This is a genomic window from Chitinophaga sp. YIM B06452 (assembly GCF_039655965.1).
Lineage (GTDB): Bacteria > Bacteroidota > Bacteroidia > Chitinophagales > Chitinophagaceae > Chitinophaga.
Genome location: NZ_JAWLKY010000001.1, coordinates 324,760 through 342,692 on the forward strand (window position 1 = coordinate 324,760; position 17,933 = coordinate 342,692).

Annotated in this window: 16 protein-coding genes; 8 read left to right on the top strand and 8 right to left on the bottom strand. The window is 52.6% G+C overall.

The features are described from left to right. Positions 1-33: 33 nt before the first annotated feature. Positions 34-1,452 (top strand): arylsulfatase, encoded by a 1,419-nt coding sequence (locus R3I13_RS01190; RefSeq protein ID WP_346316079.1) that lies wholly within the window; start codon positions 34-36, stop codon positions 1,450-1,452. Between the two features lie 195 nt (positions 1,453-1,647). Here the strand turns inward: R3I13_RS01190 and R3I13_RS01195 are convergent, their stop codons facing one another. Further along, positions 1,648-2,031 (bottom strand): hypothetical protein, encoded by a 384-nt coding sequence (locus R3I13_RS01195; protein ID WP_346316080.1) that lies wholly within the window; start codon positions 2,029-2,031, stop codon positions 1,648-1,650. A gap of 381 nt (positions 2,032-2,412) precedes the next feature. Between R3I13_RS01195 and R3I13_RS01200 the strand changes: the two genes are divergently transcribed. Both R3I13_RS01200 and R3I13_RS01205 read left to right on the top strand, forming a co-directional pair. Continuing rightward, the gene (locus R3I13_RS01200; RefSeq protein WP_346316081.1) at positions 2,413-3,429 is read left to right on the top strand and encodes a helix-turn-helix domain-containing protein; all 1,017 of its coding nucleotides are present in this window, start codon (positions 2,413-2,415) and stop codon (positions 3,427-3,429) included. 77 nt (positions 3,430-3,506) lie between these two features. Next, a complete protein-coding gene (locus R3I13_RS01205) occupies positions 3,507-5,876 on the top strand; it encodes a TonB-dependent receptor (RefSeq protein ID WP_346316082.1) in 2,370 nt (789 codons plus the stop codon). A 2-nt stretch (positions 5,877-5,878) separates the two neighbouring features. Here the strand turns inward: R3I13_RS01205 and R3I13_RS01210 are convergent, their stop codons facing one another. The 4 genes from R3I13_RS01210 to R3I13_RS01225 all read right to left on the bottom strand — a co-directional run bounded on the left by R3I13_RS01210 (position 5,879) and on the right by R3I13_RS01225 (position 11,920). Beyond that, positions 5,879-8,275: a TonB-dependent receptor gene (locus R3I13_RS01210; RefSeq protein WP_346316083.1), complete on the bottom strand. Its 2,397-nt coding sequence runs from the start codon at positions 8,273-8,275 to the stop codon at positions 5,879-5,881. Positions 8,276-8,277: 2 nt separating this feature from the next. Continuing rightward, positions 8,278-9,624: an HTTM domain-containing protein gene (locus tag R3I13_RS01215; RefSeq protein ID WP_346316084.1), complete on the bottom strand. Its 1,347-nt coding sequence runs from the start codon at positions 9,622-9,624 to the stop codon at positions 8,278-8,280. After that, on the bottom strand, positions 9,611-10,741 hold the full coding sequence (locus R3I13_RS01220; RefSeq protein ID WP_346316085.1) for an imelysin family protein: 1,131 nt from the start codon (positions 10,739-10,741) through the stop codon (positions 9,611-9,613). Before R3I13_RS01220 ends, R3I13_RS01215 begins: the two co-directional genes overlap by 14 nt. 90 nt (positions 10,742-10,831) lie before the next feature. Then, on the bottom strand, positions 10,832-11,920 hold the full coding sequence (locus R3I13_RS01225; RefSeq protein WP_346316086.1) for a DUF4856 domain-containing protein: 1,089 nt from the start codon (positions 11,918-11,920) through the stop codon (positions 10,832-10,834). A gap of 271 nt (positions 11,921-12,191) precedes the next feature. On the opposite strand from R3I13_RS01225, the gene R3I13_RS01230 reads away from it, so the two are divergent. Beyond that, positions 12,192-12,866, top strand: a complete 675-nt coding sequence (locus tag R3I13_RS01230) for a response regulator transcription factor (RefSeq protein ID WP_346316087.1) — start codon at positions 12,192-12,194, stop codon at positions 12,864-12,866. Here R3I13_RS01230 and R3I13_RS01235 read toward each other — a convergent pair whose 3' ends face one another. Next, positions 12,867-13,313 carry a VOC family protein gene (locus R3I13_RS01235; protein WP_346316088.1) on the bottom strand — a complete coding sequence of 149 codons (447 nt, stop codon included), beginning with the start codon at positions 13,311-13,313 and terminating at the stop codon, positions 12,867-12,869. It abuts the gene before it with no gap. A 382-nt stretch (positions 13,314-13,695) separates the two neighbouring features. Between R3I13_RS01235 and R3I13_RS01240 the strand changes: the two genes are divergently transcribed. The 4 genes from R3I13_RS01240 to R3I13_RS01255 all read left to right on the top strand — a co-directional run bounded on the left by R3I13_RS01240 (position 13,696) and on the right by R3I13_RS01255 (position 16,112). After that, positions 13,696-14,592: an isocitrate lyase/phosphoenolpyruvate mutase family protein gene (locus R3I13_RS01240; protein WP_346316089.1), complete on the top strand. Its 897-nt coding sequence runs from the start codon at positions 13,696-13,698 to the stop codon at positions 14,590-14,592. Positions 14,593-14,708: 116 nt separating this feature from the next. Then, positions 14,709-14,975, top strand: a complete 267-nt coding sequence (locus tag R3I13_RS01245; RefSeq protein WP_346316090.1) for a hypothetical protein — start codon at positions 14,709-14,711, stop codon at positions 14,973-14,975. Between the two features lie 94 nt (positions 14,976-15,069). Next, positions 15,070-15,324: a zf-TFIIB domain-containing protein gene (locus tag R3I13_RS01250; protein ID WP_346316091.1), complete on the top strand. Its 255-nt coding sequence runs from the start codon at positions 15,070-15,072 to the stop codon at positions 15,322-15,324. A gap of 17 nt (positions 15,325-15,341) precedes the next feature. Beyond that, entirely contained in the window at positions 15,342-16,112 is a 771-nt protein-coding gene (locus R3I13_RS01255) for a TerC family protein (RefSeq protein WP_346316092.1), read from the top strand. 56 nt (positions 16,113-16,168) lie between these two features. Here the strand turns inward: R3I13_RS01255 and R3I13_RS01260 are convergent, their stop codons facing one another. Next, positions 16,169-17,305 carry a chromate transporter gene (locus R3I13_RS01260; protein WP_346316093.1) on the bottom strand — a complete coding sequence of 379 codons (1,137 nt, stop codon included), beginning with the start codon at positions 17,303-17,305 and terminating at the stop codon, positions 16,169-16,171. An 18-nt stretch (positions 17,306-17,323) separates the two neighbouring features. Further along, on the bottom strand, positions 17,324-17,857 hold the full coding sequence (locus R3I13_RS01265) for a hypothetical protein (RefSeq protein WP_346316094.1): 534 nt from the start codon (positions 17,855-17,857) through the stop codon (positions 17,324-17,326). Between the last annotated feature and the right edge of the window lie 76 nt (positions 17,858-17,933).

The following is a 17,933-nucleotide window of genomic DNA, read 5'->3' on the forward strand; positions in this document are numbered from 1 at the left end:
TGGAGGGGAGCGCCTTTTTTATATTTTTAAACTATGAAAAAGCAATGGTTACTCGCAGGGATGCTGCTACTCTCATCTCTCTGCTTGGGGCAAAAGAAGCCCAATATCGTATTCATCCTGGCAGACGATCTCGGTTTGGGAGACCTTGGCTGCTACGGACAACAAAAGATCAAAACGCCGAACATCGACAAAATGGCCCAACAAGGCATGCGTTTCACTTCCTTTTACTGCGGCACTTCCGTCTGTGCGCCCTCGCGCTCCTCGCTGCTCACCGGCCAGCATACAGGGCACACGTATGTCCGCGGCAATAAAGAGATCCAGCCTGAAGGACAGGAACCGCTTGCAGATTCCGTGCAAACCCTTGCCCAGCTTTTGAAAGAAGCAGGTTATGCTACCGGCGCCTTCGGCAAATGGGGTCTTGGAATGGTGGGCACCACCGGCGCGCCCGACCGTAAGGGCTTCGATAAATTTTTCGGCTACAACTGCCAGCGCCAGAGCCACCGCTATTATCCCACGCACCTCTGGAACAACGACCAGAAGGTGATCCTGGAAGGCAACGACCTCGCGCACAAGGCCCAATATGCGCCGGAGCTCATCCAGCAGCAGGCGCTGGCATTCATAGACGAGCATAAGGATCAGCCTTTTTTCCTCTTCATCCCCACCGTGCTGCCCCATGCAGAACTGGCCAGCAGCCCCAACGATGCTTTCTATAAAATGTATGAGAACGCTTTCGAAGAAAAACCGCACAAAGGCATGGACTATGGCCCGAACGCCAATGTAGCCGGGTACCAGTCCGTAGAAAAGCCGCGCGCCACTTTTGCCGGCATGGTGAGCCGCATGGATGCGCAGGTAGGCGAAGTGATGGCCAGGCTTGAAAAATACAACCTGCTGGACAACACGATCATCATCTTCACCAGCGACAACGGTCCTCACCGCGAAGGCGGCGCCGACCCTGTGTTCTTCAACAGCGCCGCCGGCCTGCGCGGTTTTAAGCGCGACCTGTATGAAGGCGGCATCAGAACTTCCTTTATCGTGCAATGGAAAGGCAAAGTAAAAGCAGGGTCCACTTCGAATTTTGCAGGCGCTTTCTGGGATGTGCTTCCTACGCTCACCCAGGCAGCGGGCGCTCCCGCGGCGCGTTATACGGATGGTATTTCCTTCCTGCCTACCCTGCTGGGCAAAGGCCCGCAGAAGCAACACGATTACCTGTACTGGGAATTCCATGAAGACGGCGGCCGCCAGGCCGTTCGCGCAGGTAAGTGGAAAGCGGTGCGGCAGAAGCTGAAAACCAATCCCAACGGGCCTGTTGAGCTGTACGACCTTAGCAGGGATCCGGAAGAAGCGCATGATGTAGCCGCTGCCAATCCTTCCATCGTAAAAAAGATGGAAAAAAGGATGCAGGAAGCGCACGTGGAAACACCCATTTTCCCGTTGGTGAAAGCGAAAAAATAAGCACGCTCCTGCTACTCATCCCCCACTTAAACCCGTATTAACCCCCAGGATAAAGGTACTTTAAGGCGTGTCTGTATCACTTTTGATACAGGGGGGTACAGAAGTGATACCGGATTTCCCGGAAGGGACATATTTTTTCACACAACAAGGCCGGCCAAAAAATTGGCCGGCCTTGCTTTATTATTGTCAATTGGTTTAACTCTTCTTCAGGTTCTCCAGGATTTCCAGGTCCGTATTGGTCACTTTCACCACTTTGAACCCGGTAGCGTTTTCCAGCGTTACGATATATATTTTTTCACCGAAGGCATCAAATTCCCTTACCAGTTTGATCAGCTCGTCCGGGCAATGTTTGATCAGCTTGCTGATGGCATACACGGGCAGGTCTGCATCGGAAATAAAGCGGGAAGTGGCCAGCATGTTGCCCTGGGCATCGTAGTGGGTCATTACTTTCTTTCCAGAGAAAGCGGGAGCGGCTACTTTCTTTTCAGAAAGGGCCACGGCGTTATTGAATTTCTTGTTATTGGCTGCTGCGTTCACAGAAACCAGTGCGATGGCGAGGAGGAAGGTAATTGCTTTCATATGAGTAAGTTTTAAGTGTTTTTTTGTTTTTGTTTGTTTGATAAGTCAAAGGTATAAACGGTTTAAAAAGCGGTAAAACGAATAGTTATCAGCGGATGAGCGGTAAATAGAAATCGAAAAAGTGTCCGGTTTTGTACAGAACGGACAATGCACGATTTCAGGCTGAAACATAGTACTGGCAGGCATTCCAGCATTATTTCCAAGGGCAGCCCGCGGAAATCGGGACGAAAAGGAGGAAAAATGGCAGTAGGGCTGACTGGTTCCGCGGCCGGGGCGATTTTCAAAAGCGGACATGTTTTCTCAAAAGCGGACAGGCGGTAAGCCGGATTTGCCCGAATTCTCTTATATTTCGGGGGCAAAACCTGCCATAGCAGCCAGTTTATGAATTTAGGCCAGCAAATATTATTTCTCCTGTATGCTCTTGGAGCCGTAAACGGCACCATCCTGGGGTTGTACCTCATCCTCCGTAAAAAACGTTCCCTCGCCTCAGTGTTGCTGGGCGTGCTTTTACTCGCCATGAGCATAAGAGTAGGCAAATCGGTATTCGTTTCCTTTAACCCGGGGTTGCCCAGAATATACCTCCAGCTGGGCCTGAGCGGCTGTTTTCTCATCGGGCCCTCGCTCTATTATTTTACCAGGACCGTATTGGAGAAAGTGACAAAAGTGCCCGCCCGCTGGAAATGGATATGGGGCATCCAGCTGGCTGCCCTGGTGATCACCGGCATCGTGGTGCCTTATGAGACCAACCGTTTTGCCTGGAACCATGTGATCGTGCACATCATATATGCACAATGGATGGCTTACCTGGTTGCCACCGGCGTTCTACTGATCCGCACGGGCGGCAGCAGGTTCCTGAATATACTCCTGGCTGGCAACTGCTTCATTTTCCTCGCTTACCTCGGTGCATTCATGAGCCTCTGGTCCGGTTTCTACCTGGGAGGAGCGCTTTCATTCACCTTCGTATTGTACCTCACCATTTTCTTTAACCTGAACGGCGCAGGGTTTGAAAACGCTGCTCCCCGCGCTGAACGGAAAAAGATCCCGGAGAGCAATGCGAAAACGTTACTGGAGAGGCTGGATAAAGCGCTGCTGGATAATGAACTTTACAAAGACCCCAACCTCAAACTCAGCGACCTGGCGCAGAAGATCAACATACCGCCGCACCAGCTGTCGCAGTTGCTGAACGACAACCTGGGCAAAAGTTTTTCCACCTATATCAACGAATACAGGATCACCGAAGCCTGCAAGCTGATCACCAGCAACGGGCTGCTCACCTTCGAGGCCATCGGCTACGAAGTGGGCTACAACTCCAAATCCACCTTCTACGCGGCGTTCAGGAAGATCAAAGACACCACGCCCGCACTCTACAAAGAAAGCGTTGAAAATCAAGCAGGTTGAGTCCGGTTTTATAAATCCGTACGCCTGAATTCCTGAACTTAAACCGCTCCCGGCAGCAGCCATCTTAGGTTTGCGGCATGATGAAAAAGCTCCTGCTCTGCTGCCTGCTGGCCTTCCATTTCTCCGCCCAGGCGCAAACGGCCCTTAAAGGAAAAATAACGGACGAACAGACCGGCGCCGGCGTCGGGTTCGTTTCCGTCAGCCTGTTATCCCTGCCGGATTCCGGCCTTGTAAAAGGACAGATCAGCGACTCCGCCGGCCTGTTCACTTTCAGCGAAATAAGACCGGGCCGGTATACCCTCCTGCTGGCGGCAATGGGGTACCGGAAATTGTACCGGGAAATAAATGGCAGCGCGGACCTGGGGAATATCCTGCTGAGCCCGGACGCGAGCCTGCTGGGCGGGGTGACCGTTAGCGGTGAAAGAGCGGCCATGCAGATGCAGGGCGATAAACTGGTGGTCAATATTTCCGGCAACAAACTTTTTAATGCGAGCGCCAATGCCTTCGATATTCTCAAAAAGCTGCCTAACCTGGAAGTGGGCGCGGACGGCGCCATCCTCATGGCGGGCCGGGTTGCGCCGGGTGTGTTCATAGACGGGAAGCCCTCGCCCATGAGCCCCGAAGAATTGCAGAATTATCTTGCCAGCCTCACTCCCGCCATGATCTCATCCATCGAAGTGATCAGCAACCCTTCCGGGCGGTACGACGGCGAGCATAAAGGCATCATCGATATCAGGCTGAAACGCGACCAGACGCTGGGCTGGCAGGGCACGGCCACTCTCAGCCTCCAGCAAAACGCATACACCCTGAATGAAAACAACCTTTCCGCGACCTACAAAACGAAAAAAGTCGCTTACACCGCGCGGCTTGGATACACCACCGGCAATACCATCCGGCGTTACAACGCATTGCAGCACCAGGCCAATACGAATATCATGACCACCAATACCCACTGGCAGACAGGCAATAATAACTTCAATATCCAGCTGGGAGCTGATTACAATATCCGGAAAGATCACCGGCTGGAAGTTTTGCTCAGAACCTACCAGGTGCGCCGCGACCTTGCCCTGCTGAATACTCTCGACATCACGGATGCATCCGGGGAAAAACCCGTTTCTTTTACCAACAGCGACAACTATTCCGCGCCCAGACAGGATAATTATGCAGCCAACCTCAATTACTCCGGCCGTTTCGGTAAAACGCAGCTGGATGTGCTGGGTTCCCTTGTGAAGATCATCAACCGGCAGAATGAGGATATCCGGAACAGGAACGCATTTACGGGTGATTTGCAGGATCACTGGAAAACCATCCTGAAGAATGATATCCTTATCCGCGCCATCCAGGCAGACCTTACAAGAAATATAGGGAAGGGGAAAATAAGTGCCGGCGCCAAGTTCGCCCTTTCCTCCACGGAAAACGACCTGCGGTACGACACCCTGAATACCGCCGGTGAATTTATCCTGGACAATGGCCGCACCAACAGCTTCCGGTATGATGAATATATTACGGCAGGTTATGTTGCTTACGAAGGCAACATTTCCAAATTCAGCTACGCCGCCAGCCTGCGCCTGGAAAACACGCACAGCGTGGCAAACTCCTATACGGAAAAGCAGGTCACCAAACGCGACTACCCGGCCTGGCTGCCCGCCCTGAGCCTTACGTATGCCCTTAATACAAACGAACAGGTCAACCTTTCCTTCAGCCGCCGGATCACCCGGCCCAACTTTGGCCAGCTCAATCCCTTCCGGCTGTATATCAGCCCGCTGAATTATTTTATCGGCAATCCCTTCCTGCAACCCTCCACCACCACTATGCTCAGGCTTTCCTACAGCATCCGGTCGCTCAACATCGCCCTGCAGGCAGGCCGCGAATCAGACCCCATGACGCGTTACCCGGAATACGACAGCGCTACCAATATCCTGCAATACCTTGGAAAAAACCTGCCCTACAATGATTTCGCAGGCGTTGAAGTAAGTTTTCCGTTCACCGTCACTAAATGGTGGAGGATGAACCATAATATCAGGGGAGGATACAAGAAGGAGCAAACGCCCTACCATGGCGTCACCTATGCCATCCCGATCACGGATTATTCGGTTTCGGGCAGCCAGGTGTTCACCCTGCCTCAGGCCGTTTCGCTCGACGTCTCTTATTATTACAAGTCCAGGAGCGGTTCGGGTTTGTATATCCACAGGCCGCTGGGCAACGTGGACATTGGTTTGCAGAGGAACTGGCTGAAGGGAAAATTGAGCTCGAAGCTGGTGGTGTATGATATTTTTGATACCAACAGGAACAGGCTCATTTTCCGCGAGAAACAGATCATCAACAACGAGCTGCAGCACTGGTTTGGCACCAGGCGGCTGGTAGCCACGCTGAGCTTCAACTTCGGCAGCTCCACCCATAAAACGAGACAAAGCAGCCGCAGCGACGAAGAGAACCGCGCCATGTAGCGCTACAGCTTGAACTGCAGCGTTACATACCAGTTGCGCGCATCAGAAGGCAAAATGCCCGGGCCGGGGTAACCATCCGCGCGGCGGGTGAAATATTTTTTATCGGTAAGGTTGTTCACACCAGTGTACAAGGTGAGCTGCCGCCAGTTATAGCTCAGGCTCAGGTCCATTACGCTGAATGCGGGAATAGCGCCGTCTACCGCCGTTGGCGTGGTTTCAGCATTGGTGGCGTCTGAATACTGTTTGGATTGGTAAGCGAACTGGTAGGTTAAATTGAATTTTGGGGTACCGAATGAAAGGCCGGTCCTGAACAATACAGGCGGAACGTTCTCCACCAGCTTATCCGCAATGGCGGTGTTGTCCGTATTTACATAACGGGCGTCTATGAGAGAAAGATTGGTATAAAGATTAAGCCGGTAGCGGGAATTGTGGTTCGCCAGTGCCTTGATCACATCGCCTTCCAGCAGCAGCTCCATTCCCAGGTTCCGGCTGTCGGACACGTTGGTGCGGTAACGGAAGGTCATAAAACTGGTATCTTTCGTAAAAACGGAGCCGATGCGGTCGTTGTATTTCAGGTAAAAAACGCTCACATCTGCGTATAACCATCCCCGGTAGTTGCCCCTGAAACCCGCATCGATATTATAGCCGGTTTCATCCTTCAGGTTCGGGTCTACACGGGCGTTCACGTTCAGCACCCTGATGTCGTTGAAGTTGATAGAGCGGTAGTTCTGTGAAATATTTGCATACACTTCAATGCCGTTCGGGAATTTCCAGGCGGTGCCGATGCCCAGCAGCGTGAAGGAGCGCGGGCTTTCTTTTTCCTCCATGATCTTTTCGTTCGGGATGAAAATGTTCTGCTTGTAATAATAGCCTTCGGCTTTGGTATTGATGTGCTCGAAGCGGATGCCCGGCGTTACGGTCCAGGATTGATTCAACTGGAAAATGTTCTCTGCGAAAGCGGCAAAGTTGTAGCCGGGGAATTTGAAGGACGACTTGTCCGGCTCAGGACCGAGGAATGTAAAATCCGCATCGCTTTTATCGTTGGCATTTCCCTGTTTCCTGTCCGTTAAACCTTTATAAGCCCTGGCGCCCACCAGGAAAGTGCTTTTCTGCTCTTTCACCAGCCGGTAGCGGTGAATGAAACGCAGCTCGGAAGCGTAATTGGAATAATCATCCGCCATATAGTCCCGCGGACCGCCGGGGTCAGGCCGGTTGATATAGGAAAGGATGCCCAGCGCATCGCGGCCGCCCTGTAGTGTATAGGTTCTCCAGTTCAGTTTGGTTTGTTCGCTGAATGAATAATCCAGGATGAGGCTGGCCAGGTTCCAGTTCACTTTGAACCAGTTCCGTTCGCGCACGGAAACGGAAGGGTCCGCGTCGAACTGTGCGTCGGTGAGGCCGCCGGGCTGTTGTGCGAGGTAGCTCATAAACGTGTATTCGCCGGTGACCTTCAGTTTGGGCGTGATGTTGCCGGCGAGGTGAACGTAGGCGTTGTGCTGGTCGTAATGACTGTTGGGGCGCCAGTTGTCGCCGCGTTTGAACTGGTAAAAGGCGTAATAATTGAGCTTGTTCTTAGCCGTGGTGCCGCCAATGCTGTTGAAGGAATTGAACAATCCAAAACTTCCCAGCGTTTGGCGGGTGGTGAATTCAAAAGGTTTGTCCTTCGGCCCTTCTTTCATCACAAAATTGACGAGCCCTCCAAACTGCGGTCCATACTGGAGACTGGCTGCCCCGCGTATGATCTCGATCCTGTCCAGCGCTTCCGCGGAAGGCGTGTAATAACTTTCAGGGTACCCCAAAGCATCCGCGCTGATATCGTAACCGTCCTGCCGGATATTGAAGTTGGACGAACGGTTGGGGCTCAGGCCGCGCCCGCCGATGCCCAGCTGCAAGCCGCCGCGGTCGTATTCCCAGATATTCAGCCCGGGCACGCGGGCGTAGATCTGGCGGGTATTGTTGGTGGCCAGGTTCGCGTTCACATTCCGCATCAGGATCACTTCCGTTTTTTTCCCGGCGTAAATGGAAGTGCCTTCAATATCTTTCAGTTTTCCCGCTACCGCGTAATTCACGGCGCCGGTTACACGAAGTGTGTCCAGCTGTATATCCTGCTTTAGCAGGCTGATATCAAGCACCACATTTTTATTCGAAAGGGGCACCTCCTGGCGATATGCTTTAAAACCTTCGGCAGTAACTGTTACCGCGTAAGTTCCCGCAGGAAGGTTGCCGAAGCGGAAAAAGCCGTTGTCGTTGCTGAGCTTCCGTTGCGCGGAAGGCTCCAGCGTAACGGATGCATTGGGCACTGCTTCGTTGCCGTTCCGCACCGTTCCGCTAATACTGTATTGGGCATAGGCTGTAACATCCAGGAGCATTAAGATCATCCAACCGTAAAGTAATTTCATGGCTATTGTGCTAATTTTTTGTAGGAAAGAACCCAGGTATAATGTTTCCAGCTTACGGGCTGCGCCGCCAGGTTCACCAGCGAATCCACGAACAGGCGGGAGCGCTGGCCGTTCAGCGCCACGTATATTTCCCCGTATACTTCGGGCTGGTTCACCCCGCGTTTTTTATATTCCGTTGCAAGGTGATGCGCATATTTCAGGATCATGTCCGGCTGCGTGCTCATCATTTTTTCCTGCAAAGGGGTGAGGAATTCCGCATTGTTCACCACGTATTGTTCCCGGTGATGCGCATCTTTCACCGTGAAATAGGCTGTACCGGCCTTTTCCATCAGCATCACGCGCCAGGAGAAACGGTATCCTTCCTCGTGCCAGAATAAATGGCCCGGGTACAGGAGAAAACGAAGCGGGATAAGGATCTGCAATATCATGTAGATGGCCATGGCGGCAAGGAAGATCTTTTGCCGGGAATATTTGTACGCAGTTCCTTCCCCCGGCTTCAGTGAATAACCCGGCAAATACCCCAGCAGCCGTTCATGAAATTCACCGGAGAAAAATACCAGGCTGGCCGTCATCATCACGTAAGGGAACATGCCGATGCCGGGAAAGAAAATGGCAGTAGCGACATGGAAAAGCAGCACCACCGCGTAAGCATAGGGCCGCATACGCCTGTTGAGCAGGAAAAAAACAATGAACAGGTCATATATGGCGCCGAACCAGGAAAAAAGATAAGCCACCCAGGGCGCGTACATCCATGGGCCTACCACCGGCAAATGCGTTTTGGCGGGCAGCCAGGTGCGCATCGGCTGCGCATCCAGCAGCCAGTCGCTGTTCACTTTAGCCAGGCCCGCGAAAATATAAACTATAGAGATCTGGAAGATCAGTATCCCGATACACCAGGCAGGTACTTCCGTTCGCCTGCCCGCCGGCTTCAACAGCACGTCCACCGCATAACGGCGGTTGGCGGGCAGCCAGATCATGATAAACGCGACGAGACTGATGAAATAATAATGATTGAGATAAGTAGTAACGTCTATCAGCTCAATGTAAGTAAAGCCGAGAAAAAACGCGACCGCCGCCAGCCTGTACAAGAAACCAGCGGCGATCATCAGCGAAGCTGCCAGCACGATCAAAAAAAGTATATGCATGCCCGTATTGCCCAAAGGTTTCACCCATTCAAAACCCTGGTAGGTAAAATGGAACTCCGGCAATACGTACACATCCGTCACCCAGCCGCGCCACCAGAACCGCAGCAGGCTCACGAACATCAGCAACCCGAAGGTGATCCTGAACGTGACCAGCGGCGCAATGGAAACGGGCGTGGTGAGCCGCACTGTTTTAGTCCCCGTCATTATCCATGAAAGTTATCTGTACGCCGGTAGCGGAAGGCACATCTGTTTTGAGCAGCGTGAGCAGTTTCTGAATTTCTTTATACGCTGCTTCCACCGCCGCCGCATTATTGACCAACGACGCAGAAAGCGGGTCAGGAATGGCTTTCAGCTTTTCCAGCACCAGGTCGAACTGCGCGGTCACGTCATTGTTCAGCGATTGTTTGCCGAGCGCCGCCAGGTAGTTGGACATGCCCTTACCGCTGCCGCCGCCGGTGTAGATCTTTTTCAGGCTGGTGATATTTTCTACAGCCAGCGCCATGGATATGCCCGCGAAATAAGCTTCGCATTTGCTGGCGAACACCGTGCCGTTGGATTGTTTGCCGAACGGCCAGCCGATGCGCGGGCCTTTCAGAAGGTCCATCTGGTAAGCGAACTGGTTGATCATGTTGCCGATCGGGCTGCCAACGTCTGTTTTGGTATTGCTTACAAAACTTGCGCGGTACCCCGTCCAGTCTGAAGCCACTTTGTCTGCCAGCGATTTGAACCTCGCCAGCACATCGTTGATGTATTGTTTGCGTTTTACCGGATTGGCATTGAGCCTGGCGATAGCATTCGGGCCGAAATAAAGGTAGTTCAGCGCCGGGAAGCCCTGTGAATAGAATGATGCGCGCGTCATGGCAGCTAAATTATAACCGCCTGCGGTGATGTTCTGTTCTATGGTCACGCTGTCCGTGGAAAAGCCCGTCAGCTCTCCTGAAGTATTGAAGTTATAATCGAGCCCGCCGGAGAAGTTCACAAAAAGATCCAGCAATGCGCTTTCTGCGGGGCCGAACTGGAACGCCGCCACACGCTCGTATTGCAGGTGCGTGGCGGTGTATGCCTGTTTCAAAGTCGCCTGCGTGGCAGGGGAAGGCGCGGCAAGAAAAGCGTCTGATGCGGTTTTCAGCCCGGCGAGCTGCTGTTGCAGGGCGGCGTAACCGGGGATAATGAGATTATCCGCATAACTGGCCAGCATGGCCGATTTATCAAAGCCCTGCCCGGGTTCCGGGCCACCGTCGCCGCCGCCGGATTTGCTGCATGCAAAAAACACAGTCGCCAATACGACAGCAAAAAAGGCGGCCAGGGATATCTTCTTCATATACACCGTTTAAATAGATTTGACCTGAATGCGTAAAACCCGGCGCTTGAACAGCCAGGTTTTACGCCGTAAATAATATGGACAATTATATTAAAGCCCGTAAGTTGTTTTGAGTATGGTCTGCGCTGTTACCAGGTCCGTAAAGCCGGGCTGGCTCAGCAATACATAAAAATCTTTATTGATAATGGCTGCCAGCGCCGCGTAGTTGGCCGCGGTCAGTTTGCTGTTCGTGGGCCTGTATTTCAACGAGGCAATAAAGCCCTGCCCTTCTGAAAGCGCATGCAGCTGTGTGCCATAGTTGCCGATCGCGGAAGATGCGGTAGGCGCCGTCACATAATTAAGCGCTGCGGCTGCGGCCAGTTGTTCCCATTTATCCAGGATGATATCGGCCTGTTCGTCGCGCACCTTCGTGTCGTAACCGCCAATAGCCGCGCGGCCTTTCAGGAATGCGCCGAAAATGATGCCGCCCGCTTTGATGGCTTTACCGCGCTCCGCGAGGTAACCGCCCCACAGCAAAGGCCTGTTCGGGTCTGTATTCGGGTATGTTTTGGATGTATCGTAGTCAGCAGGAACGGCAAGGTAACCGAATGCTTCATCCCAGAGCTTCTGCGCACCGGTGGTATCTTTTGCCGCCATACCTTTCACGCTGGTGAGGATGCGAACGGCTTCCTTGAAATAAAGCCCGCCCATCATGCCTTTCACAAAAGACTGACCGTACTCCAGCCCGCGAGGACCTACGATGATCTTATTGGCGCCGCGCGGCACAAACCCGCCAACGCCCGGAGCCGCTGCAGTGCCGGTGTTGTACAGCAATACGCTGTCTGCATAGGATTTAAAATGATCCGCATCGGAAGTCACTTCACGCAGGTTTTTGCCGGAAGTGTTCAGGCTGGCGTCCGCAAAGGGATTGCCGGTGTTGTTGAACATATTGGTCACCTTGGCCTGGTCCAGCGGCACGAGGGTAGCGCCGGCGTTGGCCAGTTTCAGGTAGCCGTCCAGCTCAATGGCCATTTTTACGCGCTGGGTGGAAACTGTATAGGAAGCGTTATTGAAATTGTAAGTTGCGGGAACAGTGTAAGGTTTAACGGAATAATCCGGGCCGTCGTTGTCGTTGCTGCAGGCCGCAAAGGTGGAAACGCCTGCCGCGATCATCACGTAAATAATCAGATTGTGTTTCATATTTTGGTTTTACGCTGCAAACTTAGCACTGGATGGGCCTGGCACGTTTACGATAACGGGAATAAAAAGAAGAGAACTGCAATAGTTTGAATATCAATATTTTAGTTAAATTAGTTCCAAAGAGAGCCGTATTAAAACTGTTACAATAAATTAATTATCAACCAATTACGAGCAAAACCCCAGCCCGGGCCGGTGAATTTTGATTTTTTTTTGAAGAAGAGGCAGCGAAGGAAACGGTCTGTACGTATTGGCTGTGAAAAACTGATGGACGATGAAGATCCTGATCGTGGAAGACGAGCTGGCGCTCGTGGAAAGCATATCAACCTATCTCGTGGAAGAGCATTACAGCTGCGAGCATGCCATGAATTACCAGCAGGCTGCCGGCAAGGTGCTGGCGCATGAATACGATTGTGTGTTGCTGAACCCCGCTATCCCGGGCGGCGAAGGAATGGATATGCTGAAATTGCTGCAGGAGCGGAACCGGCAGGACGGGCTGATCATTATTTCGGCGGATTGTGTATATGAGAACAAGATCGACGCGCTGCGCTCCGGGGCAGATGATTATATCTGCAAACCTTTCCAGCTGCCGGAACTGGAAGCCCGGATATTTTCCGTGATCCGTCGCCGGCAGTTCCGCAATCACAATATCATCCGGCAAAATGAAATAGAGATAGACCTGGTAACAAAGACCGTTTCAGTACGGGAAACACCTGTCAGCCTTACCAAAAAGGAATTCGAGCTGCTGTATTACCTCATAGGCAACAGCAACCGCGTGGTATCCAAAACGACGCTGGCAGAGTACCTCTCCGGCGACATTGCCGGGCTGCTGGACAGTCATGGTTTTGTATACACGCATATCAAGAACCTGAAGAAAAAGCTCCACGACGCCGGCTCCGGCAACTACCTGAAAACCGTGCATGGCATGGGATATAAATGGGAGGCGTAACTATTGTTCCAAATGTTTGATGTCTTCGTGGACGGTCACATTGTGATCCTCATCCAGCTGTATCAACGGGTTGTAGCCTACATCCCAGAGGTTGCCCTCCACATCCTGCACATACCCGGTGTAAGCGCCGAAGAAGTTTTTCACCGGTTTCTTTACGATCGTTACGCCTTTGCTTTCCAGGTCTGCATACAGCTCGTCCACTTCCTTTTCTGTTTTGAGGAGATAACCCAGCGCAAACTTTCCCGCTGAAGACTGCCTCACTTCCAATCCCGCATCCGCGGCGAGGTCTTTTTCCGGGAAAAAAGAAAGCAGTGCGCCGCTGATCTTGTAGAATACAATGTCTTTATTGACAGCAGCCGGTTGCCAGCCGAATTTCTTTTCATAAAAATCTCTTATGGCCGCCAGGTTTTTCACACCGATGGTGACCAGGCTTACTCTTTGTTCCATAATGCTGATATTTTATTGTTGCTGATAATCGATTGGCAGGTTAAAGCTACAATGATTTTCGCTACCGCATTGTTGATCGCCGGGCAAATGACATTCAGCTGTCGCAGATGCGGAACAAGCATGCGCGGAACAAGCGTAAGAAAAAGTTTGTCGTTGCTCCGGAAACGCCGTCATTGCGAGGAGCAGCCAGGCCAAAGCGGGAGGGGCGACGAAGCAATCTCTTGCATTGGATTGATATACTCCATCTATGGAGATTGCTTCGTCGCGCTTCCTGCCGCACAGAATTTCCCTGCTGCTCCTCGCAATGACGATTTTTGTGGCTTCGCTTCCTGAACAAAGCCCCTTTTGCTCCCCGCAACAAATAATCAAAAACTGGTTATATTTGAACAATAACCATCACCCGAAACCCTCACCCATCTTCAATATGAGCAATCAGAAAGATATATCGCCCGCAGCCAGGGCCGAAGTTTTCAGGTCGCTTCACCGGCAGCCGGGCATTTTCGCAGTTCCCAATCCCTGGGACGCAGGCTCTGCAAAAATGCTGGAAACCCTCGGCTTCAAAGCGCTGGCTACCACCAGCGCAGGTCTTGCCTATTCGCTGGCGAAGCCTGACGGGCATGCGTCTATCACCCGGGAAGAAACGCTGCTGAATGTACGAAGCATTATTGCGGCTACACACCTGCCCGTGTCTGCCGACCTTGAAAATGGCTACGGCGACGATCCGTCAGACTGCGCTGAAACTATTCTCCTGGCTGCAAAGGCGGGGCTGGCCGGCGGTTCCATAGAAGACGCCACCGGCAGGCCCAGCGATCCTATCTATGCGTTCGAACATGCCGTAGAGCGCGTAAAAGCCGCTGTGGAAGCCGCCCGCAGCCTGCCTCATCCTTTTACGCTTACAGCCCGGGCGGAAAACCTCATCTATGGCCGCCCCGATCTGAAAGACACGATCAAAAGACTGGAAGCCTTTGCCGATGCGGGCGCGGATGTGCTCTTTGCCCCCGGCCTTACAACGCGCGAAGAAATAGAAGCCGTGGTAAAAGCCGTAGCGCCGAGGCCCGTGAACGTGGTCATGGGACTTTCCGGCGGCGTGAGCTTTTCGCTGGATATGCTGGCGGAAATGGGTGTGAAACGCGTCAGCATAGGTTCTTCGCTGGCAAGGGCGGCTTACGGCGCGTTCTTCAAAGCGGCGGAAGAGATCGCGCAGCAAGGCACCTTCCGCTATGCGGCAGATGCGAAGCCTTATGCGGATATGAATAAACTGTTCCTGGATGAAGCTTAGTCAGGATTATTCTTTACATTAGCCCGGAAATTTTTTACCAGGAATTGCTCAGCTATATTTCAGATATATTTTGCAAAAGCAGGCTCCGTATTTTCTCACTGTTAATACTGAGCCTGGTGGCCAGCGTGCCGGACATTCTGCCGGCAGACGCGCGGCTGGGCGGTTTCCAGGAATTGCTGCTGGAAACTGAAAGCGCAGAGGCCTGCCAGGTAAGTCTCCGGGTGGAAACATCCGCCAGGAATAAACGGACTTTTTCCCAACAACTATTCGCATCCGCCCATGGCGCTGTGCCTTGTAACCCTTTCCAGGCGGCATTCTCTACAGCTGCGGGCTGGATAAGGCCCGCCTATTATACTTTCCTCCACCGGTTCAGCCTGTTTTGATACTGCTTTACGGCCCGATCTGATAACCGCATGTTTTCCCGGACAGGAACATGCTGTGAATTTTTATTTCCGTAAATTATTAAAGTATACAGGTATGAAATGCCCGAACTGCAATGAAACGCTGCTGATGACGCAGCGCAACAATGTTGAGATCGACTATTGCCCCAATTGCCGGGGCGTTTGGCTGGATAAAGGCGAGCTGGACAAGCTGCTGGAATATGACGACAGGCGCAGCCATGAAGAACCGCGCCGCGACAGGGACTACGACGATCACGGCCGCTATGGCGACCGTCACAAATACCCAAAGAAAAGAAAAGGTTTCCTGGGCGATTTCTTTGATTTCGATTAAAACTAAAATAAACCTGCATGGAATTTATCATTCCCGATTTCGCTGATGCCGCTGTGTGGATAAGCCTCCTCACCCTCTGTTTCCTTGAAATAGTGCTGGGTATAGACAACATCATTTTTATTTCCATCGTTGCCGGCAAGCTGCCGGAGCACCAGCAGCGCAAAGCCAGGAACATCGGCCTGGGACTGGCTATGGTGTTCAGGGTGGCGCTTTTGCTCTGCATCAACTGGATCATCGGGCTCAAAGACCCCGTGGTCAATTTTAAATGGATCAACGGAACGGTGATCCCGCTCAGCTGGAAAGACATTATCCTGCTTGCAGGCGGCCTTTTCCTGATCATCAAAAGCACGCTGGAGATACATCACAAGCTCCAGTACGACGACGAAGAGAGCCATAAAAAGACCCGCACGCCGCATGGCCTGGCGTCTGTGCTGTTCCAGATCGTGCTGGTAGACGCCGTGTTCTCCTTCGATTCCATCCTGACGGCCGTGGGGTTGGTGGAAAATGTGCTGGTGATGATCATCGCGGTGATCGTGTCTATCCTGATCATGATGCTGTTCGCGGGGCCGGTCACGAAGATCATCAACAAACAGCCAACGCTGCAGATGCTGGCTTTAACGTTCCTGATCGTAATAGGCGTAGTGCTGATCGCCAGCGGTTTCCACCAGGAGATCAGCAAGAGCATCATCTACTCCTGCCTCGGTTTCTCCCTGGTGGTGGAAATGCTGAACATCAGGCTGAGAGGGAAAAAAGCGAAGAATATCGAATTGAATACGAAAGAAGTGTAAATATTAAAACAGGAAAAGAGAACAGGGCGGCCGTAAAAAGCTGCCCTGTTTAATGTTTAATAATATGCATTGATCAGCAGCCCAAGTGCAGCAGCGGCGAGGATGATCAGCGGCTCCGGGATCTTCCGGAACAGTACCAGCACCACGATTACAGCCACGCAGATCAGCGCAGCGGGAATATCCTGCACGCTCCTCCTGCCCAATACCACCACTGCCCCTGCAATAGCGCCGATGGCCGCCGCGGTGATACCGTCTACAAAGGCTTTGATGCCAGGCCGCTTGCCATATTTGCGGAAATACGGCGCCGGTATGACCGTCAATAAATAACAGGGGAAAAAAGTAGCAAAAGAAGAGACCAATGCTCCCGGCAAACCGGCCGCCAGGTAACCGATGAAACCCACCGTGATCACCACCGGGCCGGGCGTGATCATTGCCACCGCCACTGCGTCCATGAACTGCTGTTCGTTTAGCCAGCCATATTCTTTCACCACCCCGCCATATAAAAATGGTACAATGGCCAGGCCGCTGCCGAAAACAAAAGCCCCGGCCTTGACAAAGAACAAGAAAATATCGCCCAGCTTTCCTTCAGCCGCCACAGCGGGTTGCAGCAACACCGGGACAAACAGCTGCGCAGCCGGATTGCCCGGCCTGAGCCATGCGGAAGATTTCACCAGCCAGTAGAATATCCCGCCGCCAATGAATAACCCGATATGCTCGGTTTCAGTGATAATAGTGGTAATGGCCGCAGCGAGATAAATGATCCATAGATAATAATCCTTCCCGATAGATTTCCGCGTGAGCCGGTAGGCGCTGACAGCAATAATGCCAATTACCGCCGCCCCCACGCCGTAGAACACCGCCTGCATCCAGCTGATGCCCTGGTAGTGGACGTACAGAAAACCCAGGCCCAGCACCATCAGGAAGGAAGGCAGCACAAATGCAAGTCCTGCCAGGGTAGCGCCCCAAAGCCGGTAATGCACAAACCCGATGTAAATAGCCAGCTGCGCCGCCAGCGGGCCGGGAGCCAGTTGTGAAAGCGCCAGCCCTTCCCGGTAATCTTCCTCTGTGATCCATTTCCGCTCTTCCACCAGGTGCCGGTGCATATACCCTACCAGCGCCACCGGACCGCCGAAGCCGATGGCGCCGAGCTTCAGGAAGTACAGCACCAGCGCTTTTAAACTATATTCAGCCATTTGGATAATTATTGCATTTTAAAACACGATACCAGCCTGGAAGCCGATGCCCAGGGAAGCTGGGTGACCGTTGCCAAACCGCACTGGCGCCGGGATGGCGGCAAACCAGCTGCTATGTTTCCCTTTTACAATGATCTTGTTCAGCACTGGCGTAAAACCATACCGCCCGGAGGTTTCAAAAGCCGCGCGGGCAGCCAGGGTAAAGCCTTTGCCAAGGCCCAGCAGCACGCCGGGGTGAAACAGCAGGTTGTTCATTTTACTGTCGGCGCCGGAAGCCTTCACCAGCGGTACAAATTCCACGGAGAAGCCGATACGCGGGCTCTTCCAGATATTGATGCCTGCAGGCAGGCCAACGGTATAAGCCCCGTCGAAATTGTAATGCGGCTTGTCGCTGCTGTAGGTAACCAGCGGGTGAAGTACGCCTACATATCCCATTACCTTTGGGTACGCAGGCGGAGCCTGGGAAAACACGGGATGGGAAAACCCGCACATCAACATGCCCGTCAGCATCCCGTTCCGCATCCGTTCCCGGTTAAATCCATTCTTTTTCATGTATGTTCAGCATTTAGCAGGCTTTTCGCCCGAATGCAATGCTACCGATAAATGAAAGGCGGAAATAGAACAGGAA

Coding starts and splice junctions, on each gene's coding strand:
- R3I13_RS01190 (WP_346316079.1), top strand. CDS start 34: ATGAAAAAGCAATGGTTACTCGCAGGGATGCTGCTACTCTCATCTCTC.
- R3I13_RS01195 (WP_346316080.1), bottom strand. CDS start 2,031: ATGAAAGCAATTACCTTCCTCCTCGCCATCGCACTGGTTTCTGTGAAC.
- R3I13_RS01200 (WP_346316081.1), top strand. CDS start 2,413: ATGAATTTAGGCCAGCAAATATTATTTCTCCTGTATGCTCTTGGAGCC.
- R3I13_RS01205 (WP_346316082.1), top strand. CDS start 3,507: ATGATGAAAAAGCTCCTGCTCTGCTGCCTGCTGGCCTTCCATTTCTCC.
- R3I13_RS01210 (WP_346316083.1), bottom strand. CDS start 8,275: ATGAAATTACTTTACGGTTGGATGATCTTAATGCTCCTGGATGTTACA.
- R3I13_RS01215 (WP_346316084.1), bottom strand. CDS start 9,624: ATGACGGGGACTAAAACAGTGCGGCTCACCACGCCCGTTTCCATTGCG.
- R3I13_RS01220 (WP_346316085.1), bottom strand. CDS start 10,741: ATGAAGAAGATATCCCTGGCCGCCTTTTTTGCTGTCGTATTGGCGACT.
- R3I13_RS01225 (WP_346316086.1), bottom strand. CDS start 11,920: ATGAAACACAATCTGATTATTTACGTGATGATCGCGGCAGGCGTTTCC.
- R3I13_RS01230 (WP_346316087.1), top strand. CDS start 12,192: ATGAAGATCCTGATCGTGGAAGACGAGCTGGCGCTCGTGGAAAGCATA.
- R3I13_RS01235 (WP_346316088.1), bottom strand. CDS start 13,313: ATGGAACAAAGAGTAAGCCTGGTCACCATCGGTGTGAAAAACCTGGCG.
- R3I13_RS01250 (WP_346316091.1), top strand. CDS start 15,070: ATGAAATGCCCGAACTGCAATGAAACGCTGCTGATGACGCAGCGCAAC.
- R3I13_RS01255 (WP_346316092.1), top strand. CDS start 15,342: ATGGAATTTATCATTCCCGATTTCGCTGATGCCGCTGTGTGGATAAGC.
- R3I13_RS01260 (WP_346316093.1), bottom strand. CDS start 17,305: ATGGCTGAATATAGTTTAAAAGCGCTGGTGCTGTACTTCCTGAAGCTC.
- R3I13_RS01265 (WP_346316094.1), bottom strand. CDS start 17,857: ATGAAAAAGAATGGATTTAACCGGGAACGGATGCGGAACGGGATGCTG.